We start from the raw sequence: 19,168 nt of genomic DNA, 5'->3' as shown, positions 1-19,168 counted from the left end.
GCGCGGGCCGCCCCTCGTCAACCGGTGTGCTTTCCTCAGGAGATGAGGGCGCGGACCATCCGGCAGGTGGTGGTGGACGGGGCGTGCACGCCGATGCGCGCGGCGAGCGCGCGGATGCGGCGGTTGTCGGCCGCGGCCGGGTGGTAGACGCCCGTGTCGAGCAGGGCGATGGCCAGGCGCATGGCCTTCAGCCGTCGGTTGTGCGCGATGTACCACTCGCGCGGCTGCCCGGCCGGCAGCGGCTTCTTCCGGTAGGGGCTCGGGGACTTCCTCGTCAGCGTGGCAGCGGCCATCGGCACCCTCCTGGCGCGGGAACGGACCCTGTCGAACTGGTATCCATTCTAGTCGCGCCCACCGACAATCCTCCCTGGCCAGAGGCCCTTTGACGATGCCCGAGCGGTACGTGCCGGGCCGCCGGCGGGCGCCCTCCGCCACCCCTCGCGGGGCCTTCGGGGTGTCGAATCAGCCACCGAGCGGGGAGACTTGGCCACGAGACCACAACGGAGAGGCACACATGTCGGAGGCAGTGACGGAACTGAGTGCGGGTCACCGCGCCGAGGTGGAACGCGTGCTGGCCCGTGCCGTCGAGGAGGAGGTGCGCCGCACCGGCGGCACGGCCGACGGCGACGTGCTGCTGACGCGGGCGCGCGCGGCGCTGGACGACATCGCCGGGCGGGCGAGCGAGGAGTACGCGGCCTTCGCCCGCGCGCTCGACGCCGCCGGTCCGGGGCGGCTCGCCGAGCGCTTCTCCGGCCGGACGCTCGGTCCCGTCCTCGGGGCGGTCCTGGTCGCGGCGGTGGCCATCATGCTGTGGGACCGGGAGTACGGCTCGGGGGAGGCGATGGGCGCCGCCCTGGTGGTGGGGATCGCCGGGTTCGGTGGCGCCCTCGCCCAGATTCTCACCGCCCACCTGTGGGCCGCCCAGTCCGGGGCGGGCGCGCGGCACCAGCCCGGCGGCGTCGAGCAGTTGCGGCTGGCCTGGCTGACGGCGCTGGAGGTGCGGGGCATCCGCCCGTACCTGGAGCAGCAGCGGGTCAGCGTCCCGCGGACCCGGGCGGCCCGGTCCGCGCGCCGCGCCGGCGAGGGCCAGCCGCGGCTGCGCGGCACCGACCGCAGCGCGGCGGCGCGGCGGCGCACCGTCCTCGCCCAGTCCTTCGCCCAGCTCCCCGATCCGGTGCGGCCGTTCGCGGGACGGAAGGGGGAGCTGGAGCGGGTCGGCCAGTGGGTGCGCCAGGCGCGGGCGGCCACCGAGACACGGCCGACCGTCGTCGTCCTGCACGGGCCGCCGGGGTCGGGGCGCACCGCGCTCGCGCTGCGGGCCGCCCACGAGCTGAACGACCAGTTCCGCGGCGCCTGCCTGGTGGACCTGCGCGGCGACGGGGCCGGGGAGACGCCGCTGGGCACCCGGGACGCGCTGCTGCACCTGCTCAACCGGCTCGGCGCGCCCCGCGAGCAGCTCCTGTTCCGCGGGGCGTCGGGGCGCGAGCGCCCTGCGCAGGACCAGCAGTTGCGGCGGCTCGCGGAGCTGTACCACCAGCACCTGGCCGGGCAGCCCGTCGTCGTCGTGCTGGACGACGCGACGGACGCGGACCAGGTCGCCACGCTGGTGCCCGAGCGCTCCGACAGCCTGGTCCTCGTCACCGCCACGGCGCCGCTGGAGCTGCCGGAGGAGCTGGGCGCGTGGGTGCACCACCTGGAGCTGGGCCCGCTGGACGCGGCCGGGGCCGAGGAGCTGCTGCGCGCGGCCGCCGGCGGTGAGGCCGAGGGCCCGGCCCCCTACGACGCCACCGGCTACGACGAGCTGGCCGCCCTGTGCGGCGGGCTGCCCCTCGCCCTGCGGCTCACCGGTTCCGCGCTCGCCGGGGAGCGGGCCGCGGGCGCCCTCGCCGAGCAGTTCGCCGTCCACGGTCCGGCCGGCGCGCCGGAACCGGTGCAGCGGGCGCTGGCGCTGCGCTACGCCGACCAGTCCGGGGCCGCCCGCCGGCTGCTGCGCCGTCTCGCCCTCGCCGGGCGGGCCAGCCTCGGCGCCGCGGCCGGCGCCGCGCTCCTGGGCAGCGACGAGCAGACCGCGGCGCGGGAGCTGACGGCCCTGGCCGGTGCCGGGCTCGTCCAGCCCGTGCGCGGCGACCGGTACCGGCTGCACGGGCTCGTGCGGTGCTTCGCACTCGCCCGGCTGCTGGACGAGGAGGAGGCGGGCGAGCGCGCCGCCGCCCAGGAGCGGCTGATCCGCTCCTACGCGGAGCTGGCCGACACCGTCATCCGCATGGTGGACGGCAAGACCTCGACCCGCGCGGCCGGGCACTTCGGCGGCCACGGCTTCCCCTCCCTGGACGCCGCCCTGCGCTGGCTGGACGAGGAGTCGAGCTTCATCACCGCCGCGCTGCGGCACGCGGACGCCGCCGTCGACCGCTCGGCGGTCCTGCACCTGCTGGGCGCACTGTGCGACTACTGCCTGCTGCGCGGCGACCTGTACCGGCTCGGCGAGCTGAGCGAGGTCGCCGAGGCCGTCGACCAGGGGCTGCTGACGCGTTCCGTGCAGTGGCGCACGGGTGTCGCCGCCCGCCAGCTCGGCGAGCTGGACCGCTCGCACACGACGCTGACCTCCGTCGTCGGCCTGTACCTGGAGGCCGACCACACCGCCGGCGCCGCCCGCACGCTGCGGGAGCTGGGCATCACCCTGCACCACCAGGGGCGGCTGGGCGAGGCAGCCGAGAAGCTGCGCGAGGGGCTGGAGCTCCAGACCGCGGAGGCCCTGCGCGGCGACCGGGCCTGGACGCTGCACGCCCTGGCCGCCGTCGAGCGGGACCTGGGCCGGGTCGGCGAGGCGCTGGAACTGCTCCGGGAGTCGCTGGAGGGGCACCGGCACAGCGAGAGCGTGCACGGCCAGGCGTGGGCGCACTTCCAGCTCGGCCAGACCCTGCTGCGCACCGGTGACGTGGCGGCCGCGGAGGCCGAGCTGCACCGCGCGCTGGAGGAGTACCGGCGCAGCCAGGACGGGCGCGGCGAGGCCTGGGCGCTGACGGAGCTGGCCCGGGCCCGGCTGTACGCCGGGGAGGCGGGCAGCACCGCCGAGGCCGTCGAGGAGCTGCACGGCGCGCTGGTGCGGCACCGGCAGGGCGAGGACCCGCGCGGCACCGCCTGGACCCGCTACTACCTGGGCCTGGCGCTGGAGGAGAGCGGCAACCGGGACGGCGCCGTCCAGGAGCTGGAGCGGGCCCGCGCCGAGTTCAGCCGCATGCGGGACGTCTACGGGCTCGCCTGCGCCCGGCACCACCTGGGCCGGGTCACCCGCGACCAGCGCGCGGCGGCGGCCTCCGGTTCCCTGCGCAACAGCGGCTTCGCCCGCCAGCTCCTCCAGGACGCCCGCAGCGACTTCCAGCGCATCGGCGTGGGCCACGGGGAAGCGTGGTCCGCGCTGGAGCTGGCCGTCATCGACGCGGGCAACGGCAAGCCCGCCCAGGCCCTGAAGCTGACGGACGAGGCGCTGGCCCGGTTCTCGGCCGGATACGGCGGCCCGGGCACGGACGCCGCGCCCGACCGGCGCGGCGCCGACTGGGCCCGCTTCCTGCGCTGCACCCTGCTGCCGTTCGCCTCGCCCGGCGGGTCCGTGGTGGGCACGGCGGTGGCGCAGCAGGAGCTGGCCGAGCTGGCGGCCGAGGAGCACCCCGACCGCGACCCCCGTCCTGGCGGACTGCGCACAGGCCTACGCGCTGATGCTGGAGCGGGGCGTGGAGCTGGAGGAGGGCTGGCGCGTCTGGCAGCTCGGCATGGTGCCCTCCCGGGCGTCCCGCGACACGATGGGCGTCGGGGCGCACCGCTGAGCCTGCACCGGGGAGGTCCGCGCGAGGGCCGTCGCCGTTCGCGCGTTCCCCGCGCCCCTGGCGGGCGCGGGGAACGGCGTCAGCCGGAGATCACTTGTCCGCTTCGGGCTCTTCCTCGAAGTCGACCTTCGCCATGCGCCGGCTCAGCGACTTCATCAGGAACCAGACCGCCAGGCCCATCACGGCGAAGACGAGGAACCCGAGGACGCCGGGCGTCACCTTGTTCTCGTCCAGCTCCTTGGCCAGGGCCGCCAGCTCGGTGGCGCGGGGGGACGTCAGCAGGGCCTGCGTAGCGCTCATGCGCTCAATTGTCCCGGATGCCCGCGAAGAGGTCGTCCTCGGGGAGGGTGGTGTCCACGTGCGACCTGGCCAGCTCGTACTCCTCCGTCGGCCAGACCTCCCGCTGGACCTCCATCGGAACGCGGAACCAGCCGCCGTCCGGGTCGATCTGGGTGGCGTGGGCGATCAGCGCCTTGTCGCGGATCTCGAAGAACTCCCCGCACGGGACGAAGGTCGTCAGCTCGCGCTCGACCCGCTGGATCTCGTCCCAGCGCTTGAGCCACTCCCCGTAGGGGGACTCCAGGCCGCGCTCCAGCATCGCCTCGTGCAGCGCCGTGGTGCGGGGGCGGTTGAAGCCCTGGTTGTAGTAGAGCTTCAGCGGCTGCCAGGCCGGGCCGGCCTCCGGATAGCGGTCGGGGTCCCCGGCGGCGTCGAAGGCCACCATGGAGATCTTGTGGGTCATGATGTGGTCGGGGTGCGGGTAGCCGCCGTTCTCGTCGTACGTGGTGACCACGTGCGGGCGGAACGCGCGGATGAGCTCGACCAGGGCGCCGGCGGCCTCGTCGACGTCCAGGAGGGCGAAGCAGCCCTCGGGCAGGGGCGGCAGCGGGTCGCCCTCGGGGAGCCCCGAGTCGACGAAGCCCAGCCAGGCCTGCTTGACGCCCAGGATCTCCCGGGCCTCGTCCATCTCCTTGCGGCGGACCTCGTGGATGTTCGCCTCGATGTAGGCGTCTCCCTGGAGCTTGGGGTTGAGGATGGAGCCTCGCTCGCCGCCGGTGCAGGTCGCGACCAGCACGTCCACCCCCTCGGACACGTACTTCGCCATGGTCGCCGCGCCCTTGCTCGACTCGTCGTCGGGGTGGGCGTGCACGGCCATCAGTCGGAGCTGCTCACTCAAGGCTTCGATCCTCGTTCACTGGTGTCGGAACACGGCTCTTATAGTGACTGACACAGCAACCCGATGTATTCCCCCGGACGTGACATGACGCAGCCCCCCGCCGGACGCTACGGCCGGTCCGTGAGCGACGACGCCCGCAAGGACCGCCAGTTGCGCGTCGCCGGAGCCGTGCTCGGCGTGGGCTTCGTCGCGCTGCTGTGCTGGTTCGGATTCTCCTACGTCTCTGAGGCGAGCACGGTCAGCGGGGAGTTGATCAAGTCCAGGCCGGTGTCGGACACCGAGGTGGAGGCCCATCTCGAGGTCCGCAAGGAGAGCGACGTCACCGGCGTGTGCTCGCTGCGGGCGCTCGACCACGACCGGGTGGAGGTCGGCCGGGCCGACTTCACGTTCGAGGCCGGTGAAGCCCGCGTCGACCGGGTGGTGAGCCTGGAGACCACCCGGCGCGCGCACGCCGCCCAGCTGGTCGGCTGCCACCCGTCGGAGGGTTGACGGGCCGGGCCGCGCGGCCCTGACCAGGGCACATCCCCACGCCCCGGCCGGCAGCGAGGCACGGCCCCCCGACCGCACGTGATCGGCGCGCCGCGGTGTTCGCCCAGAGCGAGGGCTCCGCCACCGTGAGCCAGCGCATCTTCCGTTTTCCGTGGAAATTGTTATGGTCGATGTTTCGCCCACCCAGTCAGGCACCATTGTTCTGGGTAGGGCGTTGCTTGTTTTCCGAGTTCCCCCGAGTACCTGCAAGGAGCACCTGTGACCCAGACCAGCGACAACGTCACCTGGCTCACCCAGGAGGCGTACGACCAGCTCAAGGCCGAGCTGGAGCACCTGTCGGGTCCGGCACGCACCGAGATCGCCAAGAAGATCGAGGCGGCCCGCGAAGAGGGTGACCTGCGCGAGAACGGCGGCTATCACGCGGCCAAGGAGGAGCAGGGCAAGCAGGAACTGCGCATTCGCCAGCTCACCCAGTTGCTGGAGAACGCCAAGGTCGGCGAGGCTCCGGCGGACACCGGCGTGGTGGCTCCGGGCATGGTCGTCACGATCGCCTTCGACGGCGACGAGGACGACACGCTGTCCTTCCTTCTCGCCTCGCGCGAGTACGCCAGCACCGACGTCGAGACGTACTCGCCGCAGTCGCCGCTCGGCCAGGGCGTGAACGGCAAGAAGGTCGGCCAGGACGCCGAGTACGAGCTGCCCAACGGCAAGATGGCCATGGTGCGCATCCTGGAGGCGAAGCCCTATCAGGGCTGAGCCGCGCCCGGGTGCGCCCCGGGCGCGAGCGGACGTGACGCGGCCCCTGGCCGCCCCTCGAAGGAAGGGGCGGCCAGGGGCCGCGGTCGTACCCGGGGCCGGGCGGGGCCTCAGGCGGTGGCCGAGCGGTACTTGCGCACCGCCAGCGTGCGGAACAGCACGATGATGGCGAGCGACCACAGGGCCGACGCGATCACCGGGTGCTCCATGGGCCAGGCGTCCGGCGCCACGTACCCCGGCGGCAGGTTGCCGAAGAGGTCCCGCGCGGCCATGACGGTGGCGCTGAACGGGTTCCACTCGGCGACGGGCTGGAGCCAGCCGGGCATGTTCTCCGAGGGGACGAAGGCGATCGAGACGAACGTCAGCGGGAACAGCCACACCAGGCCGCCCGAGGTCGCCGCCTCCGGGGAGCGGACGGACAGGCCGATGAGGGCACCGACCCAGGTGAAGGCATAGCCCAGCAGGAGCAGCAGGCCGAAGCCCGCGAGCGCGTTGAGTACGCCGTCGTGGGCCCGCCAGCCGACGAGCAGCGCCACGACGGCCAGCACGATCAGCGTGAGCGCCGTCTGGACGGCGTCGGCGATCGTCCGCCCGGTGAGCACCGCGCCCCGGCTCATGGGCAGCGAGCGGAAGCGGTCGATGAGGCCCTTGTGCATGTCCTCGGCGATGCCCGCGCCGGCTCCCGCAGTGGCGAAGGTGACCGTCTGGGCGAAGATGCCGGCCATGAGGAAGGACCGGTAGGCGTCCGGGTCCAGCCCGGCTCCGGGGACGTTGATCGAGCCGCCGAAGACGTAGCTGAACAGGACGACGAACATGATGGGCTGGACGAGCCCGAAGATGATGACCTCGGGGATGCGGGCCATCCGGATGAGGTTGCGCTTGGCGACGATCATCGAGTCCGACAGGGACTGGGCGACGCCGCCGCGCATCCTGGGTGCCGCGGGCTGCCGGGTGGTCCCGGCCTGGTCGGCGACGGTGCTCACTGCTGCTGCTCCTTCGGGCTTTCGTCGGCGTCGGTGCCGCCCTGCTCGGCCGCGTGGCCGGTCAGGGAGATGAACACGTCGTCCAGGGTGGGCCGGCGCAGACCGATGTCGTCGATCTCGATGCCCTCGGCGTCGAGGTCCCGGATGACCTCGGCCAGCAGCTTGGCACCGCCGCTGACCGGGACGGTCAGCTTGCGGGTGTGCTGCTCGACCTTGACCTCCGCCGCGGTGGCGCCGTGGCCGCCGAGGATGCCGCGGGCGTCGTCGATGCGGCCGCGCTCCTGCACGACGACCTCGATGCGCTCCCCGCCCGTGCGCTGCTTGAGCTGGTCAGAGGTACCGCGGGCGATCACCTTGCCGTTGTCGACGACGGCGATGTCGTCGGCGAGGCGGTCGGCCTCCTCCAGGTACTGGGTGGTCAGCAGCAGCGTGGTGCCGCCGGCGACGAGCTCCTGAATGACGTCCCACAGGGCCTGCCGGTTGCGGGGGTCGAGGCCGGTCGTCGGCTCGTCCATGAACATCACCGGCGGGCTGACGACGAGCGCGGCGGCGAGGTCGAGCCTGCGGCGCATGCCGCCGGAGTAGGTCTTCGCGGTGCGGTCGGCCGCCTCGGTGAGGTTGAAGCGCTCCAGCAGCTCGTCGGCCCGCTGCCGCGCGACCTTCGCGGGCATCTGGTAGAGCTGCCCGACCATGGTGAGGTTCTCCCGCCCGGTCAGATACTCGTCGACGGCGGCGAACTGGCCGGAGAGGCCGATGGAGCGGCGCACCTCGTTGGGCTGCTTGAGGACGTCCAGGCCGGCGACGACCGCCCGGCCGCTGTCCGGCCGGAGAAGGGTGGTGAGCACACGGACGGTCGTCGTCTTCCCCGCCCCGTTCGGGCCCAGCAGACCGAGGACGGTGCCTTCGGGTACGTCGAGGTCGACGCCGTCCAGTGCCTTGACGTCGCCGAACGTCTTCACGAGACCCTCGGCGTAAATAGCGCCTGGCATGTTGTGTTTCTCCCAAGGTATGGGGGCTTGTACGGATGGTTCGTCGGTGCACCGGCTCCTGCTCCGGCGGGCTACCGGTGTGGCTCCGGTCGTGGCTCCGGTCGTGGTTCCGGCCTGGAGGGGCGGGCGGGTGTGGTCGAGCCTGCGCGTCACGGCCAGGCGGGGGCCCGCCCGGGGACGGGACTCCTCGGGACTCCCCCACGACCACGCTAGCGCAACGCGATGTAACGCGTCACTATCGCGTCCATGGATGTCGGTCTGTCTCCACTCCGATGAAGCGGTACGGTCCGCGGACCGACGTCTCCCCCCTCCCCCGGTTCAGCCACGAACCGTGTAACCGGCCTCCCGCAGCGCCCGGGTCACGTCGGCGCAGTGCTCGGGGCCCTTCGTCTCCAGATGCAACTCCACCTCTGCCTCCGTGAGCCCGAGCCGCGGATCGGTTCGGACGTGACTCACATCGAGGACGTTAGCGTCAGCCACTGACAACTCTGCCAGGAGCGCCGCCAGGGCCCCGGGGCGGTCGGTCAGCCGCAGCCGGAGCGAGAGGTACCGGCCCGCCGCCGCCATGCCGTGCCGCAGCGTGCGCTGGAGCACCAGCGGGTCGACGTTCCCGCCCGACAGCACGGACACCACCGGGCCGTCGAACGCCTCCGGCTCGCTGAGCAGCGCGGCGACGGGGCTCGCCCCGGCCGGTTCCACGACGAGCTTCGCCCGCTCCAGACACAGCAGCAGCGCGCTGGAGAGCGCGTCCTCGGAAACCGTACGGATCTCGTCCACCAGATCGCCAACGATTTTGAAGGGCACGTCCCCCGGCCGGCCGACCTTGATCCCGTCGGCCATCGTGGACACCGAGTCCAGCACCACCGGGCGGCCGGCTGCCAGCGAGGGCGGATAGGCCGCGGCCCCCTCCGCCTGCACGCCCACGATCCGCACGTCCGGCCGCAGCGCCTTCACCGCCAGCGCGACTCCCGCGATCAGCCCGCCGCCGCCGACGCCCACGACGATCGTGCGCACCTCGGGACACTGCTCCAGGATCTCCAGCCCCACCGTGCCCTGCCCGGCCACGACGTCCCGGTGGTCGAACGGGTGGATGAAGACGGCACCCGTCTCGGCCGCGTACTCCTTCGCCGCCGCCAGGGACTCGTCCACGACCTGCCCGTGCAGCCGCACCTCCGCGCCGTACTCGCGGGTGGCGGCCAGCTTGGGCAGCGGGGCGCCCACCGGCATGAACACCGTCGAGCGCACCCCCAGCAGAGAGGCGGCCAGCGCCACGCCCTGTGCGTGGTTCCCCGCGCTCGCGGCGACCACCCCGTTGGCCCGCTCGGCCGGGGAGAGCCCGGCGATGCGGACGTAGGCGCCGCGGATCTTGAACGAGCCCGTGCGCTGGAGGTTCTCGCACTTGAGATGGACCGGGGAGCCGACCAGACCGGTCAGGTGGCGGCTTCCCTCCATCGCCGTGACCCGGGCGACCCCGGAGAGCGCCTTGTGGGCGGCATGCACGTCATCGACGGTGAGGGAACGGGAGCTGTGAACCATGCCGTCAGTCTCGCAGCGGGCCCCGCGCGGCGCGCCCCGTGGTACCCCCCTACTCCCGGCGCCCCCGCCCCCTGCCCCAGGGGACCCGCCCCGTACCCCACCGACCGCGCGGAGGCGATGCGTGGTGTGTGCAAGGTCGTTACCGCAGCACCGGTACGGGATCGGCCCAACGCGCGTACCCTGTGGCCACCCTCACACAGCACGACCGCCGTAAGCCTGTACGTCCACAGAAGCGAGCACCCCGGCCATGCCGACGCACCCGGACCTGACCGACCCCCACCCGGACGGCGCCCCCGGCGCCCCTGCCGCCGTCCCCGCGCAGTCCCCCGACGGCGAACCCACCTTCGAGACCATGCAGCACCAGGTGGCCCTGTTCGCCCGCCGGGCCGAGCAGACCCGCCTCGGCGGCGTCGGCCACGCCCGCAACTCCATGGACCGCGCCGCCTACCTCCTCCTCAACCGGCTCGACCAGGAGGGCCCGACCGGGGTCAAGGCGCTGGCCTCCGGCATGGGCATCGACTCCTCGACCGTGACCCGGCAGGTGGCGCCGCTCGTGGAGTCCGGTCTGGTCAGCCGTGCCTCGCACCCCGCGGACGGCCGGGCCGTCGTCCTCCAGCTCTCCCCGCGCGGCGCCTCCCGGCTGGCCGAGGTGCGCCAGTCCCGGCGGGCGCTCATGGCGCTGCTGACGGAGGGCTGGACCGACGCGGAGCGCGAGACGTTCTGCGCCCTGCTCACCCGCTTCAACACGGCCCTGTCGGAGCTGCACTCGCCGCTCGACGGCTCCTGAACACCTGCCCCGCGCAGGGGTATTGACGCCGGACTCGGCCAGCCGTCCCATGGGAGCATGGGAACGCGGCGAGAGACAGCCGATCGCCGCCGCGCCCAGGAGTTCGAGTCCTTCACGGTGGGCGCGGCCGGCCGGCTCCTGCATGTCGCCGCCCTGTTGACGGGCGAGGCACGTGGCTCCTGCCCCGCCGCCGAGCGGTTGCTGGTCGCCGCCCTCGCCCACACCTACGCCGCGTGGGACGGGCTCCGCGGCGAGGACCCGTACGACCACGCCCGCACCGAGCTGACGGCCCGCTTCGCCCGGAGCGCCTGGCGGTACCGGCGTGCGCGCGGCGGGGTCCTGGGGAGGCTCGGCCCGAGGGAGCGCCTCGTCCTCGTCCTGCGGCTGCACGAGGACGTCGACGAGGAGCGCGCGGCCGCGACGCTGGGGCTGCCCCCGGAACTCGTCCGGGAGGTCTACACGCACGCCCTGTCCGAGATGCGCAGCCGGACGGCCGAGCCGCACGGCTCCGCCGGCCCCCTCCGCCTGGTGCCGCGATGATCCGCGTCTTCGGCCCCACGCTCGACGACGGGGAGCCGCCCGACCCGCGGGTGCGCCCCGTCCTCGCCCTGCTGGACACCGCGTACCCGCCCGTCCCACCGGATCTGGCCGAGCGGGCGGCCGTACGCGGCGACCGGCTGCTGCGGCGCCGGCACACCGCCCTCGCGCTCACGTGGACGGTGCTGTCCGTCGCCGTCGTGCTGTTCCTGGTCTGGGCGGCCGCCACCCGGCCCTGGCAGCTCCCGCCGGACACGCTGTCCCCGCCGGACCTGGACTGGTGACCGGCGACCGGCGGCCGGCGGCCGGCCACCCGAGCCGCACCGGCGCGGCGGGCGCCGCCGCCCGCGGCCTCAGCGCAGCGCCTCGGTGAGATCCGCGAGGAGGTCCTCCACGGACTCGATGCCCACCGAGAGCCGTACCAGGTCCCCCGGCACCTCCAGCAGCGAGCCGGCGGCCGAGGCGTGGGTCATCCGTCCCGGGTGCTCGATCAGCGACTCCACGCCGCCCAGCGACTCGCCCAGCGTGAACAGCTTGGTGCGGTCGCACACCGCGACCGCCTCCTCCTCGCCGCCGGCGACCCGGAACGACACCATGCCGCCGAACGAGCGCATCTGCTTGGCCGCCACCTCGTGTCCGGGGTGCCCGGGCAGCCCGGGGTAGAGGACCTCGGTGACCTTCGGGTGCGCCTCCAGCATCTCGGCCACGCGGGTGGCGTTCGCGCTGTGCCGGTCCATGCGGACGGCCAGCGTCTTGACGCCCCGCATGACCAGCCAGGCGTCGAACGGACCGGCCACCGCGCCCATCGCGTTCTGGTGGAAGGCCAGCTCCTCGCCGAGGGTGGCGTCCGAGGTGACCAGGGCGCCCCCGACGACGTCGGAGTGGCCGCCCATGTACTTGGTGGTGGAGTGCACGACGACGTCGGCGCCCAGCGCCAGCGGCTGCTGGAGGTAGGGGCTGGCGAAGGTGTTGTCGACGACCAGGCGGGCCCCGGCCGAGCGGGCGACGTCGGCGATCCGCGCGATGTCCGTGATGCCCAGCAGCGGGTTCGTGGGCGTCTCCACCCAGATGATCTTCGTCCGGTCGGTGAGGGCGGCACGCACGGCGTCGGCGTCCCCGGTGTCGGCGACCGACCAGCGCACGCCCCAGCGCTCGGCGACCTTGGAGAACAGCCGGAACGTGCCGCCGTAGGCGTCGTTCGGGATCACCACGTGGTCGCCCGGCGTGAGGAGGGTGCGCAGCAGGCAGTCCTCGGCGGCCAGGCCGGAGGCGAAGGCCAGCCCCCGGCTGCCGCCCTCCAGGGCTGCGAGGTTCTCCTCCAGGGCGGTCCGCGTGGGGTTGGCGGACCGGCTGTACTCGTAGCCGCCGCGCAGCCCGCCCACACCGTCCTGCTTGTAGGTGGAGACCTGGTAGATCGGCGGAACGACGGCGCCCGTCGCGGCGTCCGGCTCCTGGCCGGCGTGGATGGCAAGCGTCTCGAAGTGCTCGTGGCTCATGACGCCGAGCCTAAGCGCTCCCGGGTGCCGAGCGGGCCCGTTCCGAACGCCGTCCGGCGCGGCCGCCGCCGAGGCGGACGGCGGGGGATTCCGGGCGGTCCCCACCGCCTCCCGACGCGGGCGCCGTACGGTGGACCCATGGAGTTCCTGCTCTTCCTCTTGGTCCTCGCCGTCCTCGCCGGGTTCCTGGTGCCCCGTCTGCTGCACCGGCGGCGCGCCGTGCGGGAGGTCGTGAGCGGTATGGCCCGGTCGAACGACCCCGCCGCGTACGGGTTCGTGCCCGCCGAGCAGCTGGACGTCCGGCTTCCGGGGCCCGACCCCGAGCTCGTCGAGGCGCTCGGCGAGACGCAGCGCACGCAGGACTGGGGCCCCGTCGCCCGCCTGCTGGCGCTGACCGGCGACGACTGGGAGCTGCGCTGGCAGCGCGTGCAGTCCGTGGCGGGCGCCGCCGCGATGGAGCTGCGCGCCGCCCGCGAGTCCGGCACCGGGCAGGCGCCCTCGCCGCAGGCCCCGCCGGGCCTCTCCTTCAGCAAGGACGCCCCCAGCGAGGCCCGCCAGCAGGACGCCCGCTGGCTGCGCAACTGGCGCGCGGAGCGCCCCGGGGACGAGGGCGCCGCCCAGGTCTACGCCCAGTTCCTCGTCTGGCAGGCCATGGCCGACCCGGCCTCGGCCGACCACCGGATCGTCCTGGAGGAGGCGCGCAACGTCGCCCGCGAGGCGGCCGCCATGGCGGAGCAGGACCCGACGCCGTACCTCACCGAACTGTTCGTCGCCCGGCAGCTCAGCTACCGCCGCGCCGACTTCGAGGCCCTGTGGCACGAGGTCGTGCGCCGCGCCCCGCACCACATGGGTGCCCATCTGGCCGCCCTGCCGTACTGGTCGGAGAAGTGGCACGGCTCCCGCGAGGACGCCTACGCCTTCGCCGAGGGCGCCGCCTCCCGCGCCCCCGAGGGCAGCCTCCTGCCCGCCCTGCCGCTGTTCGCCGTCTGGGCGCACCTGCCGGAGGCCCAGATGGTGAGGGGCATGTACCAGAGCCAGGTGGTCGAGAACGCCATCGAGGCGGCCGAGTTCGCCGTGGACGACGCCGACGACGACCACCCCGTACGCGCCCACGTCCTGCACCTGCTCGTGTGCATGCTGGTGCGGGCCGAGCGGTACGAGGAGGCCATGGAGGCTCTGAGCGTCGTCGACGGCTACGTCGGCGCGCTGCCGTGGATCGAGTCGGCCAACCCGGTCGGCGAGTACGCCGCCTACCGCGCGCTGGCCGTCGCCGGCTACGAGAGCCAGGGCGGCAGCACCACCACCGCGCCGCCACCCCCGCTGCACTGACGCCCCGCCCGCCCGACGTCACGAGGAGCCCCGCAATGTTCACCCATCGCAAGACGCACCTCCCCACCCCCGAACAGGCCCTGCCCGGGCGGTCCGAGCCCGCCTTCACCCTGACCGAGCCGCACACCGTCCTCGGCACCCCGCTGCTGGGCCCTTACCCCGAGCACCTGGCGACGGCCGACTTCGGCCTGGGCTGCTTCTGGGGAGCCGAGCGGGTGTTCTGGCAGCAGGACGGCGTGTGGACGACCCTCGTCGGCTACCAGGGCGGACACACCGCGCACCCCACCTACGAGGAGGTCTGCTCCGGGCTGACGGGGCACACCGAGGCCGTCCGCGTCGTCTACGACCCGCAGAAGGTGGCCTACGGCAAGCTGTTGAAGCTGTTCTGGGAGGCTCACGACCCCACCCAGGGCTTCCGCCAGGGCAACGACGTGGGCACCCAGTACCGCTCGGCGGTCTACACCCACTCCCCCGCCGGCCAGAAGGAGGCCGAGGCCTCCCGGGACGCCTACCAGCGCCTGTTGACCGCGTCCGGCCACGGCGACATCACCACCGAGGTCCTGCCCGCCGAAGGCCGCCCCTTCTACCCCGCCGAGCCCTACCACCAGCAGTACCTGGACAAGAACCCCACCGGCTACTGCGGCATCGGCGGCACCGGGGTCTCCTGCCCCGTGGGCGTCCTCCGGGCCGAGGGCTGAGTACCCCCCCATCCACCCGGCCGAGTCCTGGCGCCGGACGCGCCGGCCCGGGCCGTTCAGGCACCGAACGGCCCGGGCCCCTCCCTCACGCGTTCGAGCGGTGAGAGCCCGTTCCCGCCCCCCGGCCGCCAGGGTGATGAGGGGGTTGAGGTGGGCCCCGGAGACGGGGGCGAGGAGGGCGGCGCCCAGTGCCTCGGCGGCGACGCGGCGCCGCAGGGAGGCGGGTCGGGTCATGCGCCCACCTCACCGACTGCAACATTTTGTTGAATTGACATGGCTCGACGGTGCCATCCGGTCATCGGGCGTCCATGGCGGGGCCGGGCTTGCGGGGCAGGGCGGCCAGGACGAAGAGCGCGTTGAGCGCGAGTACGACGGCGCCGACCCGGAAGGCGAGCGCGTAGCCGGGGGCCAGGTCGGCGGGGGCGTCACCGGTCACCCGGGCGGCGGCGAGGGTGGCGAGGACGGCGAGCCCGAGGGAACCGCCCATCGTGCGGGACATGTTGACCAGGCCCGAGGCGATGCCGGCGTCGGCGGCCGGGGCGCCCGACGTCGCGGCCGAGGCGAGCGGGGTCGCGGCGAGCCCGGCGCCCAGCATCATCATGATCCCCGGCCCCAGGACGGTGCCCAGGTAGCTGCCGTCGGCGTGCAGCGTGCTCTGCCACAGGTAGCCGCCGCAGGCCAGCACGAATCCCGCGACGGCGACGTTGCGCGCGCCCGCCCAGGCCATCAGCCGGGGGGCGAGTTTGGCGGCGGCGACGATCGTCAGCGAGTGCGGGACACAGCTCAGGCCCGCCTGGATGGGCGAGTAGTCGAGCACGTTCTGCAGGTAGAGGGTGATGAAGTACCAGGAGCAGATCATGGTGGCGCCGGAGACGAACATCGCCGCGTTGGCCGCCGCGACCGAGGGCAGCCGGAACAGCCGCAGGGGCATCAGCGGCTCCGCCGTGCGGGCCTCGACGGCGAGGAAGGCCGCGAGCAGGACGAGCCCGGCCAGCAGCGGGACGAGCGCGGCGGGCTCGGTCCAGCCCGCGGACTCGGTCGCCACGATGCCGTAGGCGAGGGTGCCGAGGCCGGCGGTGACGAGGACGGCTCCGGGGGCGTCGAGCCGGCGCCGTCCGCCCGCCCGGGTCTCGACCAGCCACCACGCGGCGGCGGCCAGGACGACGGCGCCGATCGGCACGTTGACGAGCAGGACCCAGCGCCACGACAGCCCCTCCGTGAGGACGCCGCCGACGAGCCCGCCCGCGGCCCCGCCGCCCGCGCCGACCGCCGTCCAGGTGCCGATGGCGCGGTTGCGGGCGGGGCCCTCGGGCACGGAGACGGTGAGGAGGGTCAGCGTGGCGGGGGCCAGGACGGCCGCGCCGACGCCTTGCACGGCCCGGGCGAGGAGCAGGTGCCACGCCTCCTGGGCGAGCCCTCCCGCGAGGCTGGCGAGGGTGAAGAGGGCGAGCCCGAGGAGGAAGACGCGCTTGCGGCCGAAGAGGTCTCCGGCCCGGCCGCCCAGCAGCAGGAACCCGGCGAAGGTGATGGTGTAGGCGTTCACGACCCACTGCAGCCCCGAAGCGCTCATCCCCAGTTCGTCGCGGATGGAGGGCAGGGCCACGTTGACGACGGAGATGTCGAGGACGATGAGGAACTGGCCGGCGCAGACCGCGAAGACCACGGCCCACAGCGGCGGGGTCCTGCGACGCTCGGTGACTGTCCGTTGACCGGTGGGTATGTGGACCATTCGGCCATGTTATGGCGCGGGCCCCGCGTCTCAGGCCGCCTTTTCGCACTTCCGCACACCGCGTCCGAAGCGGCGCGGCTCAGGCGTCCAGATGCTCGGCGGCGATGGCGGCCGCGCAGCGGTGGACGCCGCAAGACGTACCGATCGGTGACTCAGCTTCGCGGCAGGCTTTCCCGCACCTTCGCCGCCGTCGTGGCGGGGTCGTAGCCGGGGGCTACGCCGCCGACGAGGATCACGTCGCCCTTGATGTGCTCGGTGCGCAGCGGCAGCAGCTCACGGTAGGCCGGGGAGTCGTACCAGGCCCGGGCGGCGGCCGTGTCGGGGAACTCGATGACGACGACGTCGCCGGGCCAGGCGCCCTCCAGCACCTCGACCTCGGCGCCGTGGACGAGGAAGCGGCCGGAGAACGGGTCCAGGGTGGCCTGGATGCGCTCGATGTACTCGGGGATGTCGGGGTGCGGGGTGAGCTCGGTCAGGTGGGCGATGGCGTAGCCGGGCATCGGGGTCCCCTCCACGTGGGCGGTGATCAAGGTGCGTTCACTGTGCCACCGGCCGGGTCATGACGTCGATGACCTCCGAGGTCATGACCGGGCCCCCGAGGCCGTCGTCCCCGGGGGCCCGCCGTGCGCCCACGGCTCACATGCGCTTCATCTTCAGGTACCGCACGGCCTCGGGGCCTTCCGCGGCGACGACGGCGACCGTCGCCAGGGCCAGCATCCCCACCGCCAGGCGCACGACGGCGCCCGGCACGACGACGCCGTTCCTCATCGCGTGCGTCAGCGCGCTCCGCATCACGGGCTCACCTCCTCTCCCACTCCGGCAGCCGCCCCGCCGGGGTCTGCCCCGCCGGGGCCCGCGGCGGCGCCACGCTGCTCCGGCCGCGCCAGCAACTCCGCGACCAGGGACGTGATCAGGGGGACGGCGGCGGTGACCGCGTCGCGTACCGGCGGGCTGAGCCCCACGCTGACGTCGGGCTCCTCCCCCGTCATGCGCACCAGCGGTTCGCAGCCGACGACGAGCACGCGTGGCAGCGGCCGGTCGCCGGTGAGCCGCCGGGCCAGGGCCAGGACCTTGACCGGGTCCATGGCGTGGCCCTCCGGCATCGCGTCCTCGAAGGTGTCGAGCGGCGGCTCGACGACGGCGAGGGTGCCGGGTGCCTCCCCACGCGGCGCCGCGTCCACCAGGACGGCCGTGGTGTAGCCCTCGGTGAGCCGGTAGGCCAGGTCCATGCCGCGGATGCCGAAGTCGGCCACGTGCACCTCGGGCGGCAGCTCCACCCCGCGCAGTTCCTCGGCGACGGCGGGGCCGAAGCCGTCGTCGGCCATGAAGATGTTGCCGATGCCCGCGACCAGGACGCGGCCCGTGCGCCGGGGCGTGTCCTCGGGCGGCGCGGGGCACAGCTCCTCGGGGGTGAAGAAGAAGCGGTGGCCGATCTGCGCGGCCGGGCCGAAGTCCCGCCCCGGGTCGTCCTCCAGGACGACGGCGACGTGCACCTGCCCCTCGAAGTCCTCCTCGACGCTGACGACCTCGGCGGCGCGTCCGGCCAGGGCGAGGTCGAGGACGTCGCCGCGGCGCAGCGGGGCGAGGCTGACCCGGCTGCCGCGCGCGACGCGGACGCCGTCGACGGTCACCGCGCGCTCCCCGGTGGGCTCGGGCGCCTCCCAGGGCGTGCTCGTGTCTGCGCTCATGTCTGCTCCAGGGGGCGGAACTCGCGGATGGTGCCGTGCAGGGCGGCCAGCTCGGCGGGGCTGAGCCGGGAGCAGCGGTCGAGGATCTCCCGGGCCCGGGGGTCGGCGGCGCGGGCCTCGGCCTGCTCCTCCTCGGTGAGGCTGAGCACGCACCGCACGAGGAGCTGGTCGATCTCCGTCCCGTCGAAGAGGTCGCCCGGGCTCTCGGGGGCGACGGCGGGGAAGTCGTAGAGGGTCACGGGCGAGGCCAGCACGGTGTGGGCGCCCGCGGTGCGCTCGGCACGCCCGGCGCCCAGCCCCCCGGGGCCGCCGTCCACCAGCACCGGCCACACCCCCTCGTTGCGGCAGCCCGCGGCGGCCTCGGCCAGGTGCGGGGGCGGGTCGAGCAGGGAGACGAACCGGGCGCCCTCGCAGTGCAGGACGGTGTGGGTGGAGATGAGGGCGTGGGCCGCGGCCTTCTCCCGGGCCGCGCGGTCCCCGGGCTGTGGGGCGGGGCAGCGGGTGGTGTTCTCGACGCGGACCTCGACGCGGTGTACGCCGCCGTCCAGGGCCTCCGCGCGGAGGGCGACGGTGCCGGTGAGCGCCTGCCAGCCGCGGACGAGGGTGGCCGCGTGGGTGCCGTCCTCCGCGTACAGGGGCTCGTGCTCGGTGCCGGCGGGGATGTCGAGGGGCAGGAGGCGGGGCCCGTCGCGCAGCTCGTCGAGGTCGAGGGTGGCGGAGACCTCGCGCTCGGTGGCCTCCTGCCAGGCGACGTACCGCTCACCGGCCACGGTGACGGCGTCGACGGGTTCGGGCCCCGCGGGGCCCTCGCGCAGGACGGCGCGGTCGACGACGTGCAGGAACGGCACCCGTACCGTCAGCCGCGGCCGCAGCTCGGCGGGCTCGGCCGGGCCGGGGTACAGCAGGACCTGGGTGCGCTGGGTGGCGGGCTCGCCGAGGGCGTCGGCGACGCCCGCGGGGAAGACGCCGCCGAAGGTCCACCGCTTGGTGTTCTTCAGCGCCGATCGGCGGTAGGGCCACAGGAGGTAACCCTCGTACAGGCAGGTGCGGACGATCTTCTCGACGGCCTCGGCGGCGTCCATGGCGCTCCGTCGTGCTGGGGGGTCGGTCGGGGGCTCGTGCGGGGTGCGGTGCGGCGGGGGTCTGGCGGCGG

At 74.2% G+C, this 19,168-nt stretch carries 19 protein-coding genes and 1 pseudogene; 8 read left to right on the top strand and 12 right to left on the bottom strand.

Going from position 1 to position 19,168, the window contains the following annotated elements:
- Nucleotides 1–35 precede the first annotated feature (35 nt).
- Entirely contained in the window at nt 36–293 is a 258-nt protein-coding gene (locus tag O7609_RS17055) for a hypothetical protein (RefSeq protein ID WP_219090686.1), read from the bottom strand.
- A gap of 221 nt (nt 294–514) precedes the next feature.
- Between O7609_RS17055 and O7609_RS17050 the strand changes: the two are divergent.
- A pseudogene (locus O7609_RS17050) lies at nt 515–3,821 on the top strand (tetratricopeptide repeat protein).
- A gap of 90 nt (nt 3,822–3,911) precedes the next feature.
- Here the strand turns inward: O7609_RS17050 and O7609_RS17045 are convergent.
- Together O7609_RS17045 and mca are read right to left on the bottom strand one after the other, a co-directional pair.
- Nucleotides 3,912–4,121 carry a hypothetical protein gene (locus O7609_RS17045; protein WP_269743837.1) on the bottom strand — a complete coding sequence of 70 codons (210 nt, stop codon included), beginning with the start codon at nt 4,119–4,121 and terminating at the stop codon, nt 3,912–3,914.
- Between the two features lie 4 nt (nt 4,122–4,125).
- On the bottom strand, nt 4,126–4,998 hold the full coding sequence (gene mca / locus O7609_RS17040; protein WP_269736119.1) for a mycothiol conjugate amidase Mca: 873 nt from the start codon (nt 4,996–4,998) through the stop codon (nt 4,126–4,128).
- 84 nt (nt 4,999–5,082) lie between these two features.
- Here mca and O7609_RS17035 point away from each other — a divergent pair, with 84 nt between their 5' ends.
- Nucleotides 5,083–5,487: a DUF4307 domain-containing protein gene (locus O7609_RS17035; RefSeq protein WP_269736120.1), complete on the top strand. Its 405-nt coding sequence runs from the start codon at nt 5,083–5,085 to the stop codon at nt 5,485–5,487.
- A gap of 258 nt (nt 5,488–5,745) precedes the next feature.
- Nucleotides 5,746–6,243, top strand: a complete 498-nt coding sequence (gene greA, locus O7609_RS17030; RefSeq protein ID WP_269736121.1) for a transcription elongation factor GreA — start codon at nt 5,746–5,748, stop codon at nt 6,241–6,243.
- A gap of 110 nt (nt 6,244–6,353) precedes the next feature.
- Here the strand turns inward: greA and O7609_RS17025 are convergent, their stop codons facing one another.
- The 3 genes from O7609_RS17025 to ilvA all read right to left on the bottom strand — a co-directional run bounded on the left by O7609_RS17025 (nt 6,354) and on the right by ilvA (nt 9,751).
- Nucleotides 6,354–7,172 carry an ABC transporter permease gene (locus O7609_RS17025; protein ID WP_269737226.1) on the bottom strand — a complete coding sequence of 273 codons (819 nt, stop codon included), beginning with the start codon at nt 7,170–7,172 and terminating at the stop codon, nt 6,354–6,356.
- Between the two features lie 50 nt (nt 7,173–7,222).
- Nucleotides 7,223–8,215 (bottom strand): ATP-binding cassette domain-containing protein, encoded by a 993-nt coding sequence (locus tag O7609_RS17020; protein WP_269743836.1) that lies wholly within the window; start codon nt 8,213–8,215, stop codon nt 7,223–7,225.
- A gap of 318 nt (nt 8,216–8,533) precedes the next feature.
- On the bottom strand, nt 8,534–9,751 hold the full coding sequence (gene ilvA / locus O7609_RS17015) for a threonine ammonia-lyase (protein WP_269736123.1): 1,218 nt from the start codon (nt 9,749–9,751) through the stop codon (nt 8,534–8,536).
- Between the two features lie 247 nt (nt 9,752–9,998).
- On the opposite strand from ilvA, the gene O7609_RS17010 reads away from it, so the two are divergent.
- From O7609_RS17010 to O7609_RS17000, 3 genes are read left to right on the top strand one after another with little or no spacing between them, the layout of a single operon-like run.
- Nucleotides 9,999–10,538, top strand: a complete 540-nt coding sequence (locus O7609_RS17010; RefSeq protein WP_443072147.1) for a MarR family winged helix-turn-helix transcriptional regulator — start codon at nt 9,999–10,001, stop codon at nt 10,536–10,538.
- 57 nt (nt 10,539–10,595) lie between these two features.
- The gene (locus O7609_RS17005; RefSeq protein ID WP_269736124.1) at nt 10,596–11,078 is read left to right on the top strand and encodes a sigma factor-like helix-turn-helix DNA-binding protein; all 483 of its coding nucleotides are present in this window, start codon (nt 10,596–10,598) and stop codon (nt 11,076–11,078) included.
- Nucleotides 11,075–11,359, top strand: a complete 285-nt coding sequence (locus O7609_RS17000; protein WP_269736125.1) for a hypothetical protein — start codon at nt 11,075–11,077, stop codon at nt 11,357–11,359. Before O7609_RS17005 ends, O7609_RS17000 begins: the two co-directional genes overlap by 4 nt.
- Nucleotides 11,360–11,428: 69 nt before the next feature.
- On the opposite strand, the gene O7609_RS16995 is transcribed toward O7609_RS17000, so the two are convergent.
- Nucleotides 11,429–12,571 (bottom strand): cystathionine gamma-synthase, encoded by a 1,143-nt coding sequence (locus O7609_RS16995; RefSeq protein WP_269736126.1) that lies wholly within the window; start codon nt 12,569–12,571, stop codon nt 11,429–11,431.
- 138 nt (nt 12,572–12,709) lie between these two features.
- Here O7609_RS16995 and O7609_RS16990 point away from each other — a divergent pair, with 138 nt between their 5' ends.
- Both O7609_RS16990 and msrA read left to right on the top strand, forming a co-directional pair.
- Nucleotides 12,710–13,900, top strand: coding sequence for a hypothetical protein (locus tag O7609_RS16990; protein WP_269743835.1), 1,191 nt, complete (start codon nt 12,710–12,712; stop codon nt 13,898–13,900).
- A 35-nt stretch (nt 13,901–13,935) separates the two neighbouring features.
- On the top strand, nt 13,936–14,598 hold the full coding sequence (gene msrA / locus O7609_RS16985) for a peptide-methionine (S)-S-oxide reductase MsrA (RefSeq protein WP_269736128.1): 663 nt from the start codon (nt 13,936–13,938) through the stop codon (nt 14,596–14,598).
- A gap of 295 nt (nt 14,599–14,893) precedes the next feature.
- On the opposite strand, the gene O7609_RS16980 is transcribed toward msrA, so the two are convergent.
- From O7609_RS16980 to O7609_RS16960, 5 genes are all read right to left on the bottom strand, one after another.
- Complete coding sequence (locus O7609_RS16980; RefSeq protein ID WP_269736129.1) at nt 14,894–16,327, bottom strand: MFS transporter; 1,434 nt, start codon at nt 16,325–16,327, stop codon at nt 14,894–14,896.
- A gap of 152 nt (nt 16,328–16,479) precedes the next feature.
- Nucleotides 16,480–16,827 carry a DUF1330 domain-containing protein gene (locus O7609_RS16975; RefSeq protein ID WP_269736130.1) on the bottom strand — a complete coding sequence of 116 codons (348 nt, stop codon included), beginning with the start codon at nt 16,825–16,827 and terminating at the stop codon, nt 16,480–16,482.
- Between the two features lie 136 nt (nt 16,828–16,963).
- Nucleotides 16,964–17,119, bottom strand: a complete 156-nt coding sequence (locus O7609_RS16970; protein WP_219090158.1) for a hypothetical protein — start codon at nt 17,117–17,119, stop codon at nt 16,964–16,966.
- The gene (locus O7609_RS16965) at nt 17,119–18,015 is read right to left on the bottom strand and encodes a hydrogenase maturation protease (RefSeq protein ID WP_269736132.1); all 897 of its coding nucleotides are present in this window, start codon (nt 18,013–18,015) and stop codon (nt 17,119–17,121) included. The genes O7609_RS16970 and O7609_RS16965 overlap by 1 nt, the downstream gene beginning before the upstream one ends.
- Entirely contained in the window at nt 18,012–19,097 is a 1,086-nt protein-coding gene (locus O7609_RS16960) for a hypothetical protein (protein ID WP_269743834.1), read from the bottom strand. Before O7609_RS16960 ends, O7609_RS16965 begins: the two co-directional genes overlap by 4 nt.
- Nucleotides 19,098–19,168: the final 71 nt, after the last annotated feature.

The sequence above is a fragment of the Streptomyces sp. WMMC1477 genome, assembly GCF_027460245.1.
GTDB lineage: Bacteria > Actinomycetota > Actinomycetes > Streptomycetales > Streptomycetaceae > Streptomyces.
Note: the sequence above shows the minus strand (reverse complement) of the source record. Positions and strands in the feature narration are given on the sequence as shown.